At 72.7% G+C, this 18,783-nt stretch carries 18 protein-coding genes; 6 read left to right on the plus strand and 12 right to left on the minus strand.

Annotated elements, in window-relative coordinates; translation table 11 throughout:
* Positions 1-23: 23 nt before the first annotated feature.
* Positions 24-758 carry a MerR family transcriptional regulator gene (locus tag GQ466_RS16720; RefSeq protein ID WP_337193498.1) on the minus strand — a complete coding sequence of 245 codons (735 nt, stop codon included), beginning with the start codon at positions 756-758 and terminating at the stop codon, positions 24-26.
* A 64-nt stretch (positions 759-822) separates the two neighbouring features.
* Between GQ466_RS16720 and GQ466_RS16725 the strand changes: the two genes are divergently transcribed.
* Both GQ466_RS16725 and GQ466_RS16730 read left to right on the plus strand, forming a co-directional pair.
* Complete coding sequence (locus GQ466_RS16725; protein WP_337193499.1) at positions 823-1,044, plus strand: hypothetical protein; 222 nt, start codon at positions 823-825, stop codon at positions 1,042-1,044.
* 2 nt (positions 1,045-1,046) lie between these two features.
* On the plus strand, positions 1,047-2,087 hold the full coding sequence (locus tag GQ466_RS16730; protein ID WP_337193500.1) for a pyridoxal-phosphate dependent enzyme: 1,041 nt from the start codon (positions 1,047-1,049) through the stop codon (positions 2,085-2,087).
* A gap of 13 nt (positions 2,088-2,100) precedes the next feature.
* Here GQ466_RS16730 and GQ466_RS16735 read toward each other — a convergent pair whose 3' ends face one another.
* The 3 genes from GQ466_RS16735 to GQ466_RS16745 all read right to left on the minus strand — a co-directional run bounded on the left by GQ466_RS16735 (position 2,101) and on the right by GQ466_RS16745 (position 4,997).
* Positions 2,101-2,745 (minus strand): ferritin-like domain-containing protein, encoded by a 645-nt coding sequence (locus GQ466_RS16735; protein ID WP_161103739.1) that lies wholly within the window; start codon positions 2,743-2,745, stop codon positions 2,101-2,103.
* A gap of 135 nt (positions 2,746-2,880) precedes the next feature.
* Positions 2,881-3,399: a hypothetical protein gene (locus tag GQ466_RS16740; protein ID WP_161103740.1), complete on the minus strand. Its 519-nt coding sequence runs from the start codon at positions 3,397-3,399 to the stop codon at positions 2,881-2,883.
* The gene (locus tag GQ466_RS16745) at positions 3,396-4,997 is read right to left on the minus strand and encodes a PHP domain-containing protein (RefSeq protein WP_337193501.1); all 1,602 of its coding nucleotides are present in this window, start codon (positions 4,995-4,997) and stop codon (positions 3,396-3,398) included. The genes GQ466_RS16740 and GQ466_RS16745 overlap by 4 nt, the downstream gene beginning before the upstream one ends.
* 151 nt (positions 4,998-5,148) lie before the next feature.
* Here GQ466_RS16745 and GQ466_RS16750 point away from each other — a divergent pair, with 151 nt between their 5' ends.
* Entirely contained in the window at positions 5,149-6,000 is an 852-nt protein-coding gene (locus GQ466_RS16750) for a hypothetical protein (RefSeq protein WP_161103741.1), read from the plus strand.
* A 129-nt stretch (positions 6,001-6,129) separates the two neighbouring features.
* On the plus strand, positions 6,130-9,081 hold the full coding sequence (locus tag GQ466_RS16755) for a ricin-type beta-trefoil lectin domain protein (protein WP_161103742.1): 2,952 nt from the start codon (positions 6,130-6,132) through the stop codon (positions 9,079-9,081).
* A 20-nt stretch (positions 9,082-9,101) separates the two neighbouring features.
* Here the strand turns inward: GQ466_RS16755 and GQ466_RS16760 are convergent, their stop codons facing one another.
* Genes GQ466_RS16760 through GQ466_RS16770 form a run of 3 tightly spaced genes read right to left on the minus strand, consistent with a single transcriptional unit; the run spans position 9,102 to position 11,192 of the window.
* Positions 9,102-9,524 carry a MarR family transcriptional regulator gene (locus GQ466_RS16760; RefSeq protein ID WP_161103743.1) on the minus strand — a complete coding sequence of 141 codons (423 nt, stop codon included), beginning with the start codon at positions 9,522-9,524 and terminating at the stop codon, positions 9,102-9,104.
* 2 nt (positions 9,525-9,526) lie between these two features.
* Positions 9,527-9,946, minus strand: a complete 420-nt coding sequence (locus tag GQ466_RS16765) for an SRPBCC family protein (protein WP_161103744.1) — start codon at positions 9,944-9,946, stop codon at positions 9,527-9,529.
* 52 nt (positions 9,947-9,998) lie between these two features.
* Complete coding sequence (locus tag GQ466_RS16770) at positions 9,999-11,192, minus strand: helix-turn-helix domain-containing protein (RefSeq protein WP_161103745.1); 1,194 nt, start codon at positions 11,190-11,192, stop codon at positions 9,999-10,001.
* 79 nt (positions 11,193-11,271) lie between these two features.
* Here GQ466_RS16770 and GQ466_RS16775 point away from each other — a divergent pair, with 79 nt between their 5' ends.
* Both GQ466_RS16775 and GQ466_RS16780 read left to right on the plus strand, forming a co-directional pair.
* Positions 11,272-12,072, plus strand: coding sequence for a GTPase (locus GQ466_RS16775; RefSeq protein ID WP_161103746.1), 801 nt, complete (start codon positions 11,272-11,274; stop codon positions 12,070-12,072).
* An 11-nt stretch (positions 12,073-12,083) separates the two neighbouring features.
* On the plus strand, positions 12,084-12,254 hold the full coding sequence (locus tag GQ466_RS16780) for a hypothetical protein (protein ID WP_161103747.1): 171 nt from the start codon (positions 12,084-12,086) through the stop codon (positions 12,252-12,254).
* Between the two features lie 42 nt (positions 12,255-12,296).
* On the opposite strand, the gene GQ466_RS16785 is transcribed toward GQ466_RS16780, so the two are convergent.
* The 5 genes from GQ466_RS16785 to GQ466_RS16800 all read right to left on the minus strand — a co-directional run bounded on the left by GQ466_RS16785 (position 12,297) and on the right by GQ466_RS16800 (position 18,671).
* A complete protein-coding gene (locus GQ466_RS16785; protein WP_161103748.1) occupies positions 12,297-15,068 on the minus strand; it encodes a TIR domain-containing protein in 2,772 nt (923 codons plus the stop codon).
* 83 nt (positions 15,069-15,151) lie between these two features.
* Positions 15,152-15,979 (minus strand): NUDIX hydrolase, encoded by an 828-nt coding sequence (locus GQ466_RS16790; protein WP_161103749.1) that lies wholly within the window; start codon positions 15,977-15,979, stop codon positions 15,152-15,154.
* Between the two features lie 780 nt (positions 15,980-16,759).
* Positions 16,760-17,116, minus strand: a complete 357-nt coding sequence (locus GQ466_RS30750) for an alpha/beta hydrolase family protein (RefSeq protein WP_202420474.1) — start codon at positions 17,114-17,116, stop codon at positions 16,760-16,762.
* Positions 17,086-17,592, minus strand: coding sequence for an alpha/beta hydrolase (locus GQ466_RS30755; protein WP_202420475.1), 507 nt, complete (start codon positions 17,590-17,592; stop codon positions 17,086-17,088). Before GQ466_RS30755 ends, GQ466_RS30750 begins: the two co-directional genes overlap by 31 nt.
* Before the next feature lie 282 nt (positions 17,593-17,874).
* Positions 17,875-18,671 (minus strand): IS5 family transposase gene (locus GQ466_RS16800; RefSeq protein ID WP_237418097.1). Its coding sequence is split into 2 segments (ribosomal slippage): positions 17,875-18,329 and positions 18,329-18,671, totalling 798 coding nucleotides; the frame shifts between segments, so codons are not numbered across the junction.
* Positions 18,672-18,783: the final 112 nt, after the last annotated feature.

Genomic DNA, 18,783 nt, shown 5'->3' on the forward strand with positions numbered 1-18,783 from the left:
CCGGGGTCAGCGCCCGGCCAAGATCATTCCCGGGACTCGGCGAGATCCGCCAGCACCCGCTCGATCGCCGTCCGCACCTGCCGGTCCATCGCCCGGGCGAACCCGGCCTCCACCGACACCTGGGCGCCCGGCCGCAGGCGCGCCAGGGTCTCGTCCAGGCCGTCCGCGTCGAACGTCCCGACGACATGGCCGGTGATCAGGCCGACGAACCGCGCGGCGAGGTCGTCCATCGCCCGCTGGAGGTGGAGGCTGACCTCCAGCACCTTCGCCAGCGGCACGCCCGCGCGCACCAGCGTCACCGTCGCGTCGAGCTGGCGGCGGCTCCAGTGCGTGACGCGGTCGCCGTCGATCCGCAGCAGGCCCAGCTCGACGGCCCGCTCGATCGCGCCCGTGTCCGCCTCGCCGGGGAACAGCGCGACCAGCTCGGCGAGCGGCATCGTCACCGGCGTCTCGGTGGACCACGGCGCCGTCACGGCCTTCTCCACGCCGAGGACGGTCGCGATGTCGCGGCCCTCCTCCCACGCCGCCAGCAGCTCCCGGATGCCCTCCAGCGTGTGGCCGCGCTCCAGCAGGCTCGCGATCATCCGCAGCCGCGCCAGGTGCTCCGCCGAGTACAGGCCGATCCGGCCGACCCGCCGCGGCGGCGGCAGCAGCTTGCGCTCCTGGTAGTAGCGCAGCGTCCGCACCGGCACGCCCGCCGCCTCGGCCAGCTCGCCGAGCCGGTACTCGGACGGGGGTTCGGGCACGTCGTCGGTCACGCCCGTCAGCATAGTTCCGGGGCGGCTCGTCCCGATCCGTGCGTGATGGCCGGGATACGCTCGGGTGACGTTCCCGTCCCCTGCCGGAGGCATCGTGATGCGCGCCCTCGTCCCCTTGATCGTCCTGGCCGCCGGGCTCGGTCTGTCCGCGTGCTCCAGCAGCCACCGCTGGTGCGAACACGACGCGACCGACACGAAGGTGGCCGATCGGTATTGCAAGAATCACGTCCGGGGCTATGAGTGGGAGCACGGCTCGTCCCACAAGTCCCACAAGAAGAAGCACTGACCGTGCCCGCCGACTGGTTCGCCCGGCCCGCCGCCCGGGACTGGACGTGCGCGCCGCCCCCCGACGTCACGTCCTTCCACGCCACCCTGCCCGGCTACGCGCCGACGCGGCTGGTCGAGCTGCCCGCGCTGGCCGCCGAGCTGGGCGTGCGGCGGCTGTTCGTGAAGGACGAGTCGGAGCGGCTCGGGCTGCCCGCGTTCAAGATGCTGGGCGCGTCCTGGGGCGTGCACCGGGCGCATCGCGGGGAGAAGCGGCTGGTCGCGGCCACCGACGGCAACCACGGCCGCGCCGTGGCGGCGATGGCGCGGCTGCGCGGGCTCGCCGCGACGATCTTCGTCCCGGACGGCGTCCACCCCGCCTCGGTCGCCGCGATCCGCGACGAGGGCGCCGAGGTCGTGCTGGTCGACGGGATCTACGACACGGCCGTCCGGCGCGCCGCCGAGGCCGCCGCCGACCCGGACGCGCTGCTCGTCCAGGACACCGCCTGGCCCGGGTACGAACGCGTCCCGTCCTGGATCGTGGAGGGCTACGCGACGCTGTTCACCGAGATCGACGCGCAACTGGCGGCGCTCGGCGCCGCGCCGGCGGGCCTGGTGGCCGTCCCGGTCGGCGTCGGATCGCTCGCGCAGGCCGCCGTGATGCACTACCGAAGCCGCCCGGCCCCCGCCCCGTCGATCCTCGCCGTCGAACCCACCTCGGCGGCATGCGCCCTGGCGAGCCTGCGCGCCGGCGCCCCCACGACCCTCGCCCCCGGCCGGACGATCATGCAGGGCCTCAACTGCGCGACGATCTCCACCCTGGCCTGGCCCTACCTGCGCGACGGCCTGGACGCCGCGGTGTCCGTGGCCGACCCCGAGACCGTCCAAGCCGCCCGCGACCTGGCCGCCCACGGCGTCCCCGCGGGCCCCTGCGGCGCGGCGTCCCTGGCCGGCACCCGCGCCGCCCTGACTCCCGCCCGCCGTCCGTCCCTGTCTCCCCACCACACCGGAACGGTCGTCCTCCTCTGCACCGAGGGCACGACCGCCAACCCCTCCGTCCTCTGACCCGCACCCCTGCTCACGGGAGGTGGGCTTCGGCGAGGGTGTCGCGGATGAAGGCGCGGCGCGCTACGCCCCAGGCGCGCAGGGCCGGGCCGTGGTCGAGGGCCACCACCACGGTCGCCGCCGCCACGGCGCCGCGCCACGCCCAGCGGACGGGGGCGGGCAGGCCGCGCAGTTGCGCCACGTGGAACGGGACGTGCCGTTGTTCGTCGGCGAGGATGCGGCGGCCCACCTCGGCGGCCAGCGGGTCGGTGGACCCGTCGCGCATCGCCCGGTAGTAGCGCAGCGCGACGACCTCCGCGACCATCAGCACCAGCAGCTCGACGCGCAGGCCGACGAGGCGGCGCATCCGGACGAACACGGTGTCGGTCCAGTGGGCGTCGATCGTGGGGGCGCCGGCCGCGTGCAGGAGTTCCGCGAGCAGCCGGGCGTGGTCGCGCTCCTCGGCCACGAACAGCTTCACCGCCACGGCGTAGTCGGCGTCGCCCGTCCGCTCGGCCTTGCGGACGAGGCCCGCGCCGTCGCTGCTCTCGCCGAGCTGGAACCGCTGGACGCTGCGCACGACGGCCCTCGGCAGGCGCGCGCCGCGCGTCCAGTCGGGGTCGCTCGGACGGTGGAGGGCGGCCTGCTCGAAGCGCGTGCGCCAGGTGACGGAGGTCATGTCCGGGTCTGACGCGGCGGGCGTGCTGGTGGTTCGTCCTGAATGTGGCGGTTTTTGGACGTGCTGTGCGGTAAACCGCCACGTCGCAGCCCGTTTGAGCGGTCGCTCAATGTGATGGTTGAGCGACCGCTCAACTCAGTGGCCGCAGATGTCCTGGTGCTCCAGCTCGAACGGGATCACCCCGGTCGTCGCGGGCGTCACCTCCAGGACCAGCGCTCCCGCGCGGTACACGGGCCGGACGAAATCGTGCGTGACGAGCGGCGTGCCGGGCGCCAACGGCCCGCCGAGCGGCTCGACGCGGTCGACGGCGCCGGTCGCCAGAGCGTCCTCGACCGTAAGAGTGCCGCGCAGCAGGCCCTGGCCGGGGAACCGCACGGCTCGGCCCTCCCGCCGGTGCGCGGCGCGGGCGGCCACGGCGCCGGGACGGTGCTCGTCCGGACCGACGATCCGGTCCTCCAGCGCCACCGCCGCGCCCCGCGCGACGAACGCCGCGACGATCGGCTCGACGTCCTGCGGCCCGAGTTCCACCGACGCCGCGTGCTGTCCGCGTCCCGGATGCGTGCAGAACAGCACCGGGTCCGGCACCACGTCGAGCACCATCTGTTCGAGCGCCGACCGATCGCGCCCGCCCGCGTTCACACCGAGGACGGTCACACGACGTCCACAAAGATCGGGTTGGCGTAGAACCACAGGTCGTCCCACGGGGCGGCGGCGCCCTGGACGTCCATCATCGGTTCCAGCCCGTTCGATCGGTGGCCGTCCGTCCCCCGCAGCCGCACGTAGAACGGGTCGCGCACATTGCGGAACCGGTGCTCGACGTGCAGCACCGGGCCCCGGCCGCGAGGGGTAAAGGACTCGACGACCGAAACGTCCGGGTTGGTGAACCCGTCCCGGTCGGCGGCGGGTCCGGTGACGGCGCCGCGGATCAGGTCGAGCCGCGCCAGCCGGGGGATCCGGCCGGTCGTGTTGGGCGCCGTGGCGAGATGCGCGGTGATCTGGACGGTGACGTCGTCGCCGCGCCGGACCCGGACCCGTCCGCCGAGGGTGGCGGGCCGTCCGCCGCCGTGGACGCGGACGTCCAGCGCGGAGACCAACCCGCCCATCCCCACCCAGACGCGACCGCCGCGGATCGCGTCCATGACGCCCCGGAAGCTGCGCGAGGCCGTGCCAACGACCGTCCGGCTGAACTCGCCCGGCCAGAAGTCGGCGTGCTCCTGCGGCGTGCCCGAATCCACCGGGTCCGGATAACCGCCGTGGGTGTCGTACCAGTCCCCAGGAGTGTCGGGGCGAACGAGCCGGCTGCCGTTCGCCTGGTGGATGTCGGAGTTGCTGGTGATCCACCAGCCCTTGCCCTCGGCCAGCAGCGCGTCCCAGAGCCCGCCGAGCTTGGCGGTCATCCAGTCGAAACCGCCGAACGTCCGGTACGACTCCGACGGCCAGCCGGTCCAGGAGTCGCCGCCCGGCGCGTTGCCGTAGCCGCCCCGGTGCCCGCCGTCGTTCTGGGCGCCGGGGGAGCCCTCCATGCCGACCGCGATGTGCGGCGCGGTGTCGCGGTAGTTGCGGAACTCGTGCGGCGTGTAGCGGCCGTTGCGGCCGGGGTGGTTGGCGATCATCAGCGCCGAGTCGATGGCGCCCCGGTCGATCTGCCCGGACATCCAACGCAGGGCGGCCAGCGCGGTCGCCTCGTTGGCGTCGGACGTGTGATTGGTCCCGTTGACGTTGCCGTCGAACAGCTTCTCGAAGGCGTGCAGCGCGGCGATCTCGTTCTTGGTCGCGTCGAAGAACACCGTCGCGTGCTCCCCGGAGGGCACGTTCCACTCCAGCCCCTGCCAGAGCAGCATCGACGGGTTGGCGGCCCGGGCCTTGAGGACGTCGGCGTACGTCGTCTCCACCGCGAACTTCTCGTGCGCGACGTGCCCGTGGTCGGTGATCACCATCCAGTCCAGCCCGTGCCGCCGTCCGGCCGCGACCTGCTGGGCGACCGTGTGCATCGCGTCGTAGCTGTACTGCGTGTGGACGTGGTGGTCCCCGGCGAGCCAGTGCAGCGCGCGGGGGTCCGGGCCGGGCGGCGAGGGCTTCGGCGCGGCGGCGGCCGGTCCCGCCAGCAGGCCGCTCCCGGCCGCCGCCGCGCCCACCAGACCGAGCCGCTGGAGGAAGCGGCGGCGCGCCAGCTCGCCCGGTGGCAGCTCGGCGTCCGGCACCGTCGCGTCGGCGTACGGCTCGGCGTGGTCGTGTTCGTGGTGGTGTCCCACGTGCCCTCCTCGATGACAATCGTGTGCGAGCGAGACCGTAGGCGAGGGAAACGACGGCAGGGCGTACGAAGGGTGATCATTCATCGAAACTCACCCGATGTCAGAAGAAGGTTCACCATCGGGCCATGCGCGGCTGCCAGTGTTGCGCGCCATGATCACCTCACGTATCGCCCGCTGCCTGACCGCCGCGGTCGCGCTCGTCGCGGCGCTGGCCGGGACGGCGTCCGCCGACACCTTCCGCCTCGGCGCCTGGAAACTCACCGGCAGCGTGGAGCAGCCGTCTTCGCTCGCCAACCAGGGCCTCACGACAGTGGGCAAGGAGCTGCGCTTCGCCGGGAACGGCACCGTGCCCGACGCGCTGCGGACTGCCGGCTGGGGCCACGTCGGCGACCCCGACTCCACCCGGGGCTACGTCTTCGACGCCTACCAGTGGACCGCCGCCGACCCCGCCGCGAAGATGTTCTACGTCACGACGCCGCGCGGCGAGCACTACCGGTACGTCCACCCGCTGGCGCCCGGCGAGCTGATGAACAACTCCTACGCCGCCGTCTCGCCGGACGGTCAGTGGCTGGTCAGCGGCGAGTGGGGCACGATGAACCGGCTGCTGGTGCTGCCGACGCCGATCCTCAACCGCTCGACGCCGCGCACGGGTGGAACGCTCCCGCTAGCCGGGCGGATCACGCTGGACCGCCCCGTCCGCGACGTCCAGGGCTGCGACTTCGTCAATCCCGTCACCCTGCTGTGCGCGACCGACGACACGGGCACCGATCTGTTCCCGACCACCAAGCAACTCCTGCAGATCAAGCTGAGCCGCCCGCTGCGGGGACGCGACGTCACGGCCCGCGTCACCTCGCTCGGCCAACTCCCGCTGGTCAGCGCCTGCCGCGGCGAGTTCGAGACGGAGGGGAACGACTACGACCCCGCGACGGGCCTGCTGCGCGTCGAGGTCGTCCCGCCGTCCCCGTGCGACGCGAACACGACCATCTACACCTTCCGCCGCTGACACCTCGCCGTCCGCCCGGCGCGCGCCGAGTGCGCGTCGGACGGACGGTTCTCCTGCGCTGAGTGCGTAGATCATGAAGCGTCCCGCTCGTAGCGTCGAGACCCGGGCTTCACGCGTGGGGACGGTGACATGTCTGGGTTAAGGCGCTTCGTCGCAATCGCGGCCGCCGTGGTCGTCGGGCTCGGGACGGGAACGGACGCGCTGGCGGCGCCGCGCCCGGCCCACGACTTCAGCCGCGAGAAGGGCGCGCCCGGCACCCACGGGCCGCTCCCGAAGGGCTACTCGACCACCCAGATCTCGGTGAAGTTCCGCGACGGGCGGGACGTCCGCGTCCGGAACGGCCGGCCCGCCGGGCGCGACGCCGCCGACCTCGCGCGCCTGCTGGCCCGCTACCCGGGCGCCGCGATCGCGCCGCGCACGACGTCGCCCGGCGTCACCGCCGAACGGCTGCGGCTGGAGAAGAAGACCGGACGCGCCCTGCCCGACCTGACGACGTGGTTCCTCATCACCGTGCCGAAGGGCATCGAGCCGCTGCTGGACGCGCTGAACGGGCTGCCGGCGGTGGAGATCGCGCAGGCCGTCCCGCTGACCCGGACGCCGTCCGACCCGCGCGAGAGCTACCAGAAGTACCGGACGCCCGCCGTGGACGGCGTCAATGCGGCCTACGCCCAGACGCTCCCCGGAGGCAAGGGCGATGGTGTCACGGTGTTCGATGTGGAGGGCGGCGGTGATTACGCGCCGTCCCCGCAGAACACGTTGGGCTCCCTGGCGGCGTCCGATACCCACACGCTGATGGTCACCTATGAAACGCACCCTGGTGTGTGGGCGTGGGGTGACAACTCCCACGGACAGCTCGGCGATGGAACGACGACGTCCCGTCCGGTGATGGCGCCGGTGAAGGGGCTGACGGACGTCAAGGCCGTCTCCGCCGGAGACGGGTACTCGGTCGCGCTCAAGACCGACGGCACCGTGTGGGCGTGGGGCGACAACGCGTCCGGGCAGCTCGGGACGGGGAACAGGACGTCCAGCAGCGTTCCGGTGCAGGTCACGGGGCTGAGCGGCGTCACGGGCGTCAGCGCGAGCCGGGACGGCCACGTCCTCGCCGCGCTGTCCGACGGGCGCGTCATGGCGTGGGGTGCGGGCACCGGCGGTCAGCTCGGCAACGGTACGACGGCCGACAGTACGACTCCGGTCGCGGTGAGCGGGATCAGCACCGTGGCCTCGGGGATGGGCGCCGTCTCTGCGGGCTATGGCTTTTCGACCGCCCTCTTGGCGGACGGGACCGTCCGTTCCTGGGGGCACAACGACAACGGCGAACTCGGAAACGGTACGACCACCGACAGTACGACGCCCGTCGTGGTCGGCGGGATCGGTAACGCCACGCAGGTGAGCGCGGGCGGGTTCCACACACTGGCGCTGCTGGCGGACAAGACGGTCAAAGCGTGGGGGCTGAACGCCTCCGGGCAGCTCGGCAGCGGGTCGTCCGGCAACAGCGCCACGCCCGTCGCGGTCTCCGGGCTGAGCGGCGTGGCGGCCGTGTCGGCGGGGACGTTCTTCAGCACGGCCGTCAAGTCCGGCGCCACCCTGTGGACCTGGGGCGACAACTCGTCCGGGCAGCTCGGCACCGGCTCCACCGCCGACGCGGCCACGCCCGTGCAGGCGGCGACGTCCGTGGCGACCGTGGCGGCGGGCTACCAGCACGTGGCCGCCGTGTTCCCGGTGCGGTCGCCGAAGACGTGGGGCGACAACGCGTCCGGGCAGCTCGGGACGGGCACGACGACGTCCAGCACCACGCCCGTCGCGCCCCGGACGCTGCTCAACGTGTGGAACGCCTGCCACGAGGACCTGGCGAACCGTCCGGTCACGCTGCTCACCCCGCTCGGCGGCGGCCAGTGCCGTCCCGGCGCGCACGGCACACCGGTGATCGGGATCGTGGGCGCCCAGGACGACAACGGCGTCGGAATGTCCGGCGTCGCACCGAACGCGCCGCTGAAACTGTCCCTGGTCGCCCTGGACGGGGTGGCGGCGGCCGTATCCGCCGCCCACAGTGGCGACGTGATCCTCCTGGAGGCCGTCGCCTACCTGGACGGCCACGACTACCCGCTGGAGGTCGACGCCTACTGGTACAACCTGATTCTGCAGGCCAGCGCGGCGGGCGTGACGGTCATAGAACCCACCGGGAACACCGGCAACGACCTGGACAGCAGCACCGACCCGCACGCCGTCGCACTGATGTCGCGCGGAGACTCGGGCGGCATCGTCGTCGGCGCCGGCGAACCGCCGAGCACCGGCGGCGTGAACTGCAACGGCTCGTCGCGCCCCGCCGCCCGGACGGCCGAGGTCTTCTCCGGCTGGGGCGCCGTCCACGGATCGCGCGTGAACGTGCAGGGCTACGGGACGTGCGTCGCGACGATCGGGACGCCCGGCTACCAGGACCTCACTCCCGACGAGACCAATCCGAACGCGCTCTACCGGGACGATTTCAACGGCGCGTCCGCCGCGAGCCCGATCGTCGCCGGCGCCGTGGCGTCGCTCCAGGGAATAGCGAAACAGGCGACCGGCAGCTATCTGACGCCCTCGTCCGTCCGCCAGCTCCTGATCGCGACGGGCACGCCGCAACCGGCGTCCGACCCGAACCGCATCGGCCCGCTCCCGGACCTGAAAGCCGCCGTCTCGTCCCTGCTGGGCGGCCCGACCGGCGCTCTGGCCTCCGACTTCCAGGGCAAATGCGTCGACGTGAACCAGAGCAACACGGCCAACGGAACACCCGTCCAGCTCTGGGACTGCAACAACTCCCCGGCCCAGACCTGGACCCGCCACACGAACGGCACGGTCACCGCTTTCGGCAAATGCCTGGACGTCACTTCGAGCGGCACGGCCAACGGGACGAAGGTCCAGCTCTACGACTGCAACAACAGCGGCGCGCAGCAATGGACCTACAACGCCACAACGAAAGCGCTGCAGAACCCCCTGTCCGGCCGCTGCCTGGACATCCCGAACAGCGTCACGACGAACGGCACGCAACTCCAGATCTACGACTGCAACACGTCCCCGGCCCAACGCTGGACCGTCCCGTCCTGACCGCCGGTCCCCGGCGCCCCCTACTCGTCGCGTCGCGCGAGCACCCGGAGCAGCCCGGCGGCCTCGGGTGAGGCGGCGAAAAAGGCACGGTCGACCTCGTCCACGACCGCGATCGTCCGCTGCGCCAACTCCGCCCCCGCGTCGGTGACGCGAAGCAATTTGGCGCGCGTGTCAGCCGGATCGACCTCGCGCCGCAAGAACCCCTTGTCCTCAAGCTTGCGCAAGACCTGCGACGTCATCTTGACGTCCGTCCCGGCCTTGCGAGCCAGCGAAAGCTGGTTGGGATCCTCCCCGTGCGAATTCATCCACCAGGCCGTGGCGAGCAGAACGAACTGAACATGCGTCAGGTCGAACGGCGCGAGCGCCCGTGCGATGTCCCGCTGCCACCGCAACGTGACATGCCACAACAAGAACCCCGGACTGCCCTCCGGATCACTGGCCACGCTCAGCCCTTCTCGGCTCGCCGCACCAACGCGTCGAGCACATCGGGAAAGTCGGCGGTGATGGCGGGCCCCAGCTCGGGCCCGACGTGGCCGGCGGCGGGCCCGGAGATCTCGGTCCGGTACACGACGCGCGTCCGGCCGCCGTCGAGCGGTTCCAGCCGGTGCTCGGTCCGGACGGTGAAGTCGCCGCCGTCCATCACGTCCACGAACCGTTCCCCGGGCGCGACCTCGGCCAGCGTCATCCGGATCGCGTCCCCGTCCGGCCCGGTCATGGTGAACGCCGTCCCCGCGGCGAAGTCCCCGTCGATCACGGCGTCCACGACGCCCGCGTTCCACGTGGACCACGACGTCACGTCGGCCCACCACCGCCAGACCTCGCCGGCCGCCGCCGAGGTCTCCACCGCGTGCTCGTACTCCCACATGTCCCGCTCCTCAGATTGACTTCGCACAGATTATCTCCGCGAAGACTAAATATCAACCGAGGAGGTCGCCCAGCGCCGCGTTCAGCTCGCCCGCCGGCGGATGGCGGCGCCGCCACGCCCCCAGCTCCGCCAGCAGCTGCCGCAGCTCGGCGGCGATCGTCGCCGACGCGACCGGCCCGGCGGCCGACAGGACGAGGAGCCCGGTCGCGCAGGCCGCGTCGAGGTCCCCCGCGCCGAGCTGCGCCCGTGCCAGCCGCGCGCCGAACCGCCCCTTCGCCCGCGCCGCCCACGGCGGCAGACCTGCGACGACCGGCGTGAGCGCGTCCACCGCCCGCGCGTGCTGCCCGAGGTCGTGAAAACACCAGCCCGCGACGGCGTCGTCCATGTCCGGCACGGTCGTCGAGCCGAGCGCGAGCCCGCCGGAGAAGGGCCCGGACGAGGCCGCCGGAGTCACGGCCGGCCCGTCGAGGAGCCGCTCCACCGCGTACGCGTCGCCGAGCAGCGCGTGCCCCTGCGCCTCCCGCTGCGCGGCCTGCGCGTGGACGCGGGAACCCACGGGCGCCGTGGCTTGCGCCCGCCGGGCCAGCGCGACCACCTGGAGCCCTTCCCGCTGGTACAGCGCGAGCCCGGCGCGGCGGACGTGGGCGTGCGCCGCCATGCTCTCGTCGCCCGCCAGCGCCGCGAGCCGCACCGCCTCGGCCGTCCACCGCCGGGCGAGCGGCACGTCCCCCGCCTCCTGCGCCATCCAGCCCGTGAACTCCGCGGTGCGCGCGGCCAGCAGCAGGACCGGCGCCGACTCCGGCGCGTCCGGGACGACGAGCGACCGCAGCGCCCTGACCTGCTCGGCGGCCTGGCCGAGCACCACCGGCGGCGGCACCTGCTGGCCGATCCGGCGCAGCTGCCCGAAGACCGACGCGAAGGTGGCCACGACGTCGTCGGGCGGCGGCACGGAACCGTGGACCCGCGCGGGCCCCGGACTGCTCCCGCTGTCCCGCCGCGCCCGCTCCCCGGCGAGCCGCAGCAGTTCTCCCCCCGCGCCGAGTTCCGCGTCGCACGCCGCCGCGAGCTGCCTGCTCGGCAGCCGCGCCCCCGACTCGACCCGGCTGAGGGAACTCTTGTCATAGGTGACGAGATCGGCGAGGGCGCTCAGGGAAAGCCCGGCCGCCTTCCTGCGGCGGCGGAGTTCAGTTCCGAAATCGGTGTGCACGACCATCGGACGTCCCGCGTTGCCAGCTGGTTGTGGCAACAGTGGAAATCTATTGCCGACGCCATTCTCTGCTTACCGTTCCCAGTAACGCAAGACAGGCGAACGAACGGTGGCAACAGTGAGTGAACAGCAGGATCCGCGCGCCGAGATCCTCGCCGCGCTGCGCGAGGAGGTGGAGAACCGTCCACCGAGAATCGGCGTCATCGGCGTTTCCGGCACCGGAAAGTCGTCCACGATCAACACGCTGTTCCGGACCGATCTGGCGACGAGCGACACCGTCGCGCAGACCAAGGAGTTCGAGGACGTCGCGCTGTCGGTCCGGTTCAACGCCGACGGCGACACCGGCGCGGACCCGGGCGACGACCGGCCGCACGTGCGGCTCCGCGTCGTGGACGCGCCCGGCCTCGGCGAGGACGTCGCGCTCGACGGGGCGTACCTGGACCTGTACCGCAAGAACCTGCCCGCCTGCGACGTCGTCCTGTGGGTGACCGCGGCGCGCAACCGGGCCATCGCGCTCGACCAGATGTACCTGGAGCAACTGCGCGAGTTCCACGACCGGATGGTCTTCGGCGTCAACCAGCTCGACCTCGTGGAGCCGATGGACTGGCGGCCGGCCTACAACGTCCCGTCCCGCGCGCAGGAGGACAACATCAAGGAGATCGAGGCGGACCGGGCGGCGCACCTGGCCGCCGTCCTCGGCCGGGACCCCGTCGTCATCGGCTACTCGTCGCGGCGCGGTTACCGGATGGAACACCTCTTCAAGGCGATTCTCGACGCCTGCCCCGAGGACCGGCGCTGGATCTACGCCGGACTCAAGAACTTCAGCCATCTGGACTTCCTCCCGCTGGAGACCCGGAACAAGCCGATCTTCCGGGCCACCCAGCGGCTCGCGAAAATCCTCAACGCACCGAAACACTAGGGAGACAAAAGGTGTTCGACGACCTGATCCGCGGCCTGCAGAACTACTTCGACAGCGAGCGGCTCGCCCACCTCGGGATGCACGCCCTCCAGCACTTCATCAAGGAGACGATGCCGCACCTGTGGGGCTGGGCGAAGGACAACCTGCCCGACATCCTCGACCAGATCCGCGAGTGGTTCTAAAGATCGTCCGGGCCCGGTCTCCGCGGGGGAGGCCGGGCCCTGTCACGTCGGGAAAAGGAGCTTGCGGAGCAGTTCGCCCGGCGCGGTGTCGACCGGGCCGAGGACGGCGATCACCCCGGCGACCCCGACGACCTCGCCGTCGTCGCCGGTCCGGGGGAGGCCGACCACCCAGCCGTCCGCGTCGCGGTAGACCGCCCACGGGCCGGTGACGACCGTCTCGATCACGACGACGGACGCCCGGCCGCCGGCCCCGTCCACCGGGACGTCGTCCAGCACGTACGCGCGGACCCCCAGGTGCCGGGCCGCGTCGGCCAGCTCCGTCACGGTCGTCTCCGGTCCCGGCTCGTCGGGGAAGTCGGCGAAGGACGACTCGACGTTCGACCGGATCTCGTCGGCCGCGTCCCCGCCCGCCGCGAGGTCGCGCGCGTGCGCCCGGTCGGCGGCCCGCAGCCGCTGGATCGTCAGGAGCTGGACGATGCGCACGCGCGCCGCGTCCGCCTCGGCCGCGTCCCCGGCCGCGAGCGCCCGGGGGACCAGCAGCCGCAGGTACACGACGAGCGTCCGCTCGTGCCGGCCGCTCCGCCCGCCGACGCCGCGTCCGGCCTCCGCCACGGCCGCCGCCGCGCCGCCGGCGGGCGGGTCGGCGGGCGCGTCGCGCGGGTCGGCGGGGACGAGGATCTGCGGCCCCACCACCGCCATCTGGAGGTGGACCGCCTCGCGGACCGCTTGCAGCGCCTCCGCCGGATGCCCCGTCCCGTCGAGGCAGTCCGCGAGGATCGCCAGCGCGAGCGCGAGTTCGGCCCAGTGCTCGGGGCCCGCCCCGGCGAGCGTCCGCAGCGCCCGCACCGCCTCGATCGCCTCGGCCAGCGCCGCGGCGTACCGTCCGCGCACGGCTTCGCGGGCCGCGTTGCCGCGCCGCAGCCGGGCGCGGATCAGGGCGTCGCCGCCGGGCGCGTCCAGCGCCATCCGGGCGACGGTCGCGTGCAGGTGCGCGAAGACGGGCAGGTGGGCGGGCACCCCGGCCGCGAGCCACCGGGCCAGCGCGGCGTCCCCCAGGGCGTCGACCTCCGCGGCCAGCGCGTCGGCCAGCGGGCCCGGCGACTCCAGCCGCAGCGCGACCGCCAGCGCGAGCGACCCGTACCGCGTCAGGTCCGCCCGCAGCACGGCGCGCAGGTGCCCGCCGATCTCCTCGTGCCGGGGCGCGGCCCGCCCGAGGACGGTCAGCGCCCGCTCGACCTGCGGCGTCCACAGCACCGGCAGGCAGGCCGCGAGCAGGTCCGGCTGCCGGCGCAGGGTGCGCGCGACGTGCTCCTCGCCGAGCCGGTCGGGACGCAGCGCGGACGGGGCGGACTCCACCGCGTCCGGGCCGGGCGGGAACAGCTCGGCGGTCCAGCGCAGATAGCGGTCCACGACGTGCCGGGGCTCGTCGTGGAAGGTCGGCAGCGCCGCGACGACCCGGCGCAGGTCGTCGGCCCGGTCGCCGCCGAACAGGGTCGCGGCGGCCACCGTCGCGGCCAGCCGGTCCGGGTAGGGGTCGGGGAGGCTGAACGTCCCGGCCGCGCGCCGCCAGTAGAGGCGTTCATGGTGCAGGAGCCGGATCACCGGGTCGCGCTCGGCGCCCCCCGCGCCGTGATCCTCCAGGACGAACGCCAGGGCCGCCGCGTGGACGTCCAGCGGACGGGCGGACGTCGCGAAGTCCGGCCGCGCGAAACGCCGTCCGACGGCGGCCTCGTCCGGCGCGGGCAGGCCGAGCCGGGCGGCGAAGATGGCCGCCGCGCGGCGGAACTCGGCGGCGGTGTCGTGCGTGAGGCCGTCCAGGGAGAGGTGCGTCCGGGCGTCCAGAACGGCGGCGCCCTCGTCGCCGGGGAACAGCAGCAGCTCGTCCAGCCAGGTGCCGGCCGTCCGGGCGAGCAGCAGCAGCCGCGCGGGCGCGGGCGCGCCCCGGCGGGCCAGCAGCACCGAGACGATCTCGTGGATCCGGGCGATCTCCCCTTCGGCGTAGTCGACGACGGCCAGCAGCTTGAGCCCGGACTCGCCGAGTCGCGCGACCTCCGCCACCGGGACCTGGCCCGACAGGGACCCGGCCACCCAGCCGTCCCGCGCGCTGCGCGCCGCGAACTCGCGCGCCAGCCGGGACTTGCCCTGCCCGGCGGGGCCCGTGACCAGCGCGACCGACAGCGCGCGGGGGCCGTCGCGCCACCGCGTCAGCTCCGCGAGCTCGCCGCCGCGTCCGGCGAACGGCACGACCTCGTTCTCCGGTCGCAGGAGCGCGCTCGGCATCGACGCGGCGACGTCGGACGGCCCCGGGTCCGGCGCCAGATGCCGGGCGGCCAGGGCGGGCGCGACGGCCCCCAGACGGTCCAGCAGATGCCGGGTGTCGTTGACGATGTGGCGATGGCGCAGATGGACGGACTGCCGGCTCGCCAGGTCCGCGAGGTCGGGGGGCAGCTCGGCGGCGGAGGGCAGCTTCGCGTCGGTCAGCAGGACGGGCACCACGTGGATGCCCGCGCGCAGAGACTCGCCGATCTCGCGGCGCACCCAGTCGTCCGGCCGCCACAGCATCGGCTCCCCGGCGGACCCCGCGGCCTGCGCCCAGCCCTTGCCGATGACGACGAGCACGACGCACGCCCGCGCGAGCCCTTCTTCCAGCACCCGGCGGAAGTCCGCGCCCGGCTCGATGGAGCGGCTCGACCGGAAGACGCGGTCCGGACCGAACATCCGGACGAGGACCTCGTCGAGGTAGACGGCCGCGTACGAGCCCGGGTCGGCGCTCCGGAAGCTGATGAAGATCGCGTCGCGCGGTGGGGCGCTCACTGCGGCTCTCCTCGTCGGCGAGGGCTCTGTGCGCGGAACGTACCATCGTGGGACGTACCGGTACCCCGGGTCGCCGGATGCGGTCAGCGGACGTCGTGCAGCACCTGGAAGATCATGCCGAGGGTGGGCCAGTCGACGAGGCGCTGCGCGACGATCTCGTCCACGGTGCGCACCTCGGGCCAGGTCAGCTCCGAGTCGGCGGCCACGCCGCGCGGTCGCGACTGCCGGCGGAACCAGTCCATCTCGTCGTCGGTCAGTTCGGCCGAGTGCAGATGCGCGTGGTGCGCCGAGAGCGTCGCGGCGACGGGCCGGTGGCCGTGCTCGCGCAGCCGGTCGGCGCGCAGCCCGAAGCCCGTCTCCTCCCGCACCTCGGCGAGCGCGGTCGCGCGCTGCCCGCGATGCTCGCCGGAGCCGCCGGGGAGTTCGTGGACGAAGCCGTCGGGCGCCGACCCCGGCGAGCGGAACTCGCGCACCAGGACCACTTCGGTGTCCCCCAGGGACGCGCCCCTGCGGTAGAGCAGGACGTGGGACGTGTCGGGACGGGACAGCACGATCTCGTTGTCCTTCGTCCGCGCCTCGGACGCAATGTGGACCGTCACGTGCAGTGCCCAGAAGAACAGCGCGTCCGACCGGGCGTGGAAGGACCAGACGGGGCGCGCGCCGACGAGCCGGTTGCCCGCCCGTCGCTGCACGGCGTGCCACCGCCGGAACGCGGGGGTGCGCCAGATCGCGAGCGGCACCTCGCGCTCGCCGTCGCCGCGCGCCGCTCCCGTGCCGAGCGCGGCCAGCACGGCGCGGACGGTGTCGGCCAGCGTCGCCGCGCACGGGCCGACGCGTCCGGGACCGAGTTCGCGGGCGGGTCCGGGCCAGGCGAGCACGGCGTCGGCGTACCGGGTCCGCGCGGCGGTCACGATCACGAGCCGGCCGGGCCCCCGCCACCCGTCCCGCAAGCCGTCGATGGCGCGTCCTTGATCCGCCTCCGCGCAGGCCAGCTGGACCGCCGCGTGAAATCGCGCAGGCACCGCCGCGTCCTCCCGGACGCAGACCACCTCGCCTCCCATCCCCGCATCCAACCACGCCCCGCCCCGACACCGGACCGGAGGCGGCGCGTTTCGGGAAAGGGCGACCGGTGGTTCGCGACCGGAACGAAGAACCGGGGCGTCCGCACAGACGAATTCAGGCCCGTTCCCTCAATGAGGAAACGGGCCTGGAATGAATTTCCGACCTGCTCAAGGTCTCTGTTTCGGGGTGGCGGGATTTGAACCCACGGCCTCTTCGTCCCGAAATCTAGGCCGCACGCCCCGATACGCCCGCCTCCCAGGTCAACGTGCCCGGTAGCCTCTCTCACGGTCTCTGCATGTACGTCCCGCTCTGGTGCGGTTGCTGTATTTCGTGGCTGTACAACAACCACCGCTGACCAGCGGTCGCGGTCCAGCACGTCGCCTGCGACGACCCGGGCTGAGGCGGGCGCGTCGGTGAGGCGGTCCGAATCGCGCACGAACACAGATCGCGTGGTTGTCGGCGAGCATATGGGTTGCCCATCGTGCGATCCGTCCTCCTGCGCCCAGCACCAGCACGTTCGGCATGGCGATGTACTCCCGATGGTGCTCTGGAGGGCGGACTCCCTCTGCTGGTTTTGGCCGCGTCTTCTTACGGCCGCGGCCGCTCTGCCGCCCTCTGTGGTTTCTGCGTCACTTAAGGTGCTTGTCGAACCAGTTGGTCGGGATGTCGGGGTGCTCGCCGAAGTAGTTGTAGCCGCGGACGCACTGTTCGGTGCCGCGAATCCAGTGCAGGTCCTTGTCGTCGACGGTGAGGGCGTCGTAGATCGACTGGACGTCCTCGGGGCGGGACATGGTGTCGTCGGGGACCTGCGCGACGAGCGTCGGGACGGTGATCGCCTTGACGTGCTCGATCGGGGACTGTTCGTCCAGGTGGAAGCCGGTCTGCTCATGCACGGCCTTGTCGAACTTCTCGAACCCGCCGTCGGCCATACCGATGCCTTTGACGAACTCCTCGATCACCGGACGCGCCGAGACCGGCTGCAGCATGACCATCGCCTGGATCTCGGTGAACTCCTCGGGGTGTTGGACCAGGCCACGGCCGTGGAGTCCGCGCCCAGGCACACCGACAGCAGGACCTTCCGCATCTTCCGGGTGTCGGGCCGCGCGGCGGCGTAGCGCAGCGAGCCGATGACATCGCGGTACTCCAGCAGCCCGATGCCGGTGATCCCGCCGTTGCCCTGCCCGCTCATGCCGTAGTTGCGCAGGTCGTAGGCCAGGACGTTGTAGCCGGCGTCGTGCAGGGCCCGGTACTCGGGCAGGAAGCTGACTTTGAAGCCGCCGAGCCCGGCGAACTCCGGCAGATGGCCGGGGTAGCCGTAGCGGTTGCTCGGCAGGAAGTGGTTGTGGACGACGAGCTTGTCCGAATCGGCCGGAATGAACCAGCCCTCCAGCGGCACGCCGTCCACCGAGGAAAAGAAGACGTCCTCATAGGCCAGCCCCACCTCGTCGGGGCGGCGCAGCACCGGCGCACGGCGTCCCGCGGTCGTCCCGGTGGTCCCACATCTGAACGAATTCGCCGAACGCCGCCTGGGCGTTGTCGTCATCCAGCGCATCACACCGATTCGGCAACGCCGCACATGGAGAGGACGCGCGGTCACGCTCGGCCCGGTTTCGAAAGGAGCTCCCGGCTGGGGTCCGGCGGACCGCGCACCCGGCCGAGGCGGGTGTGCGCCGGTAAGGCGTACGCCTTTCGGAGCAGCTACGCCGTAGGTGGGCAAGGTCCATGTCGAGGCTAGGACGACATCTCATTTGGTGAGTCGGCGGTGGCAGATGAGGGCGGCGGCGATGCCGACGAAGGCCAGGAAGTGCTCGGGTCTGCGTTCGTAGCGGCGGTGCAGGCGGCGGAAGCCGTTCAACCACGACACAGTCCGCTCCACCACCCAGCGATGCCGGCCCAGCCGATTGGAACGCTCGATGCCACGGTGCGCGATGCGCGGGGTGATGCCCCGGCTGTGTAACCAGCGGCGCAGGTCAGCGTAGTCATAGCCCTTGTCGGCGTGCAGCTTGCCCGGGCGGCGCCGACGCGGCCTGCGCCGCGAGCGGACCGGCGCGAGGCCCCGCACCAGCGGCTGCAGGGCGAGCTTGTCGTGGGTGTTGGCGGCCGAGATCCCGACAGACAGCGGCAGACCGGCCCGATCGACCAGCAAGTGGATCTTCGACCCGTGTTTGCCGCGGTCGACAGGATTCGGACCCGTCAGCGCCCCCCTTTGCTCGCCCGGACGCTGACCGAGTCGATCGCGCACCGCGACCAGTCCAGCCCCCCGCGCGCGCCCACCTCGTCCAGCACCAGGCGGTGCAGCTTGACCCACACCCGAGCCCTGGTCCACTCGGTGAAGCGGCGGTGCGCGGTGGGACCGGACGGGCCGAACACCGGCGGCACCTGCTGCCAGGTGCAGCCGGTGGTGGCCACAAAGATGATCGCGGCCAGCACCTCCCGGTCCCCGTACCGACGCCGGCCGCCACCCTGCGGCCGCCTCGGCGCCGGCGGCACCACCTGCTGGAACAGCTCCCACAACTCCTCAGGCACCAACCGTTCGACCATCTCCACGAACGGCAGGCTACCGCCGACCCGCCAATTGAGATGTCGTCATAGTACCGCGAATCCTATAGTGTTTCTTTTGGCCGTTTGTTCGACGTCGCAGCTACGGGATTGT

The organism is Actinomadura rayongensis (assembly GCF_009831215.1).
Classification (GTDB): Bacteria; Actinomycetota; Actinomycetes; order Streptosporangiales; family Streptosporangiaceae; genus Spirillospora; species Spirillospora rayongensis.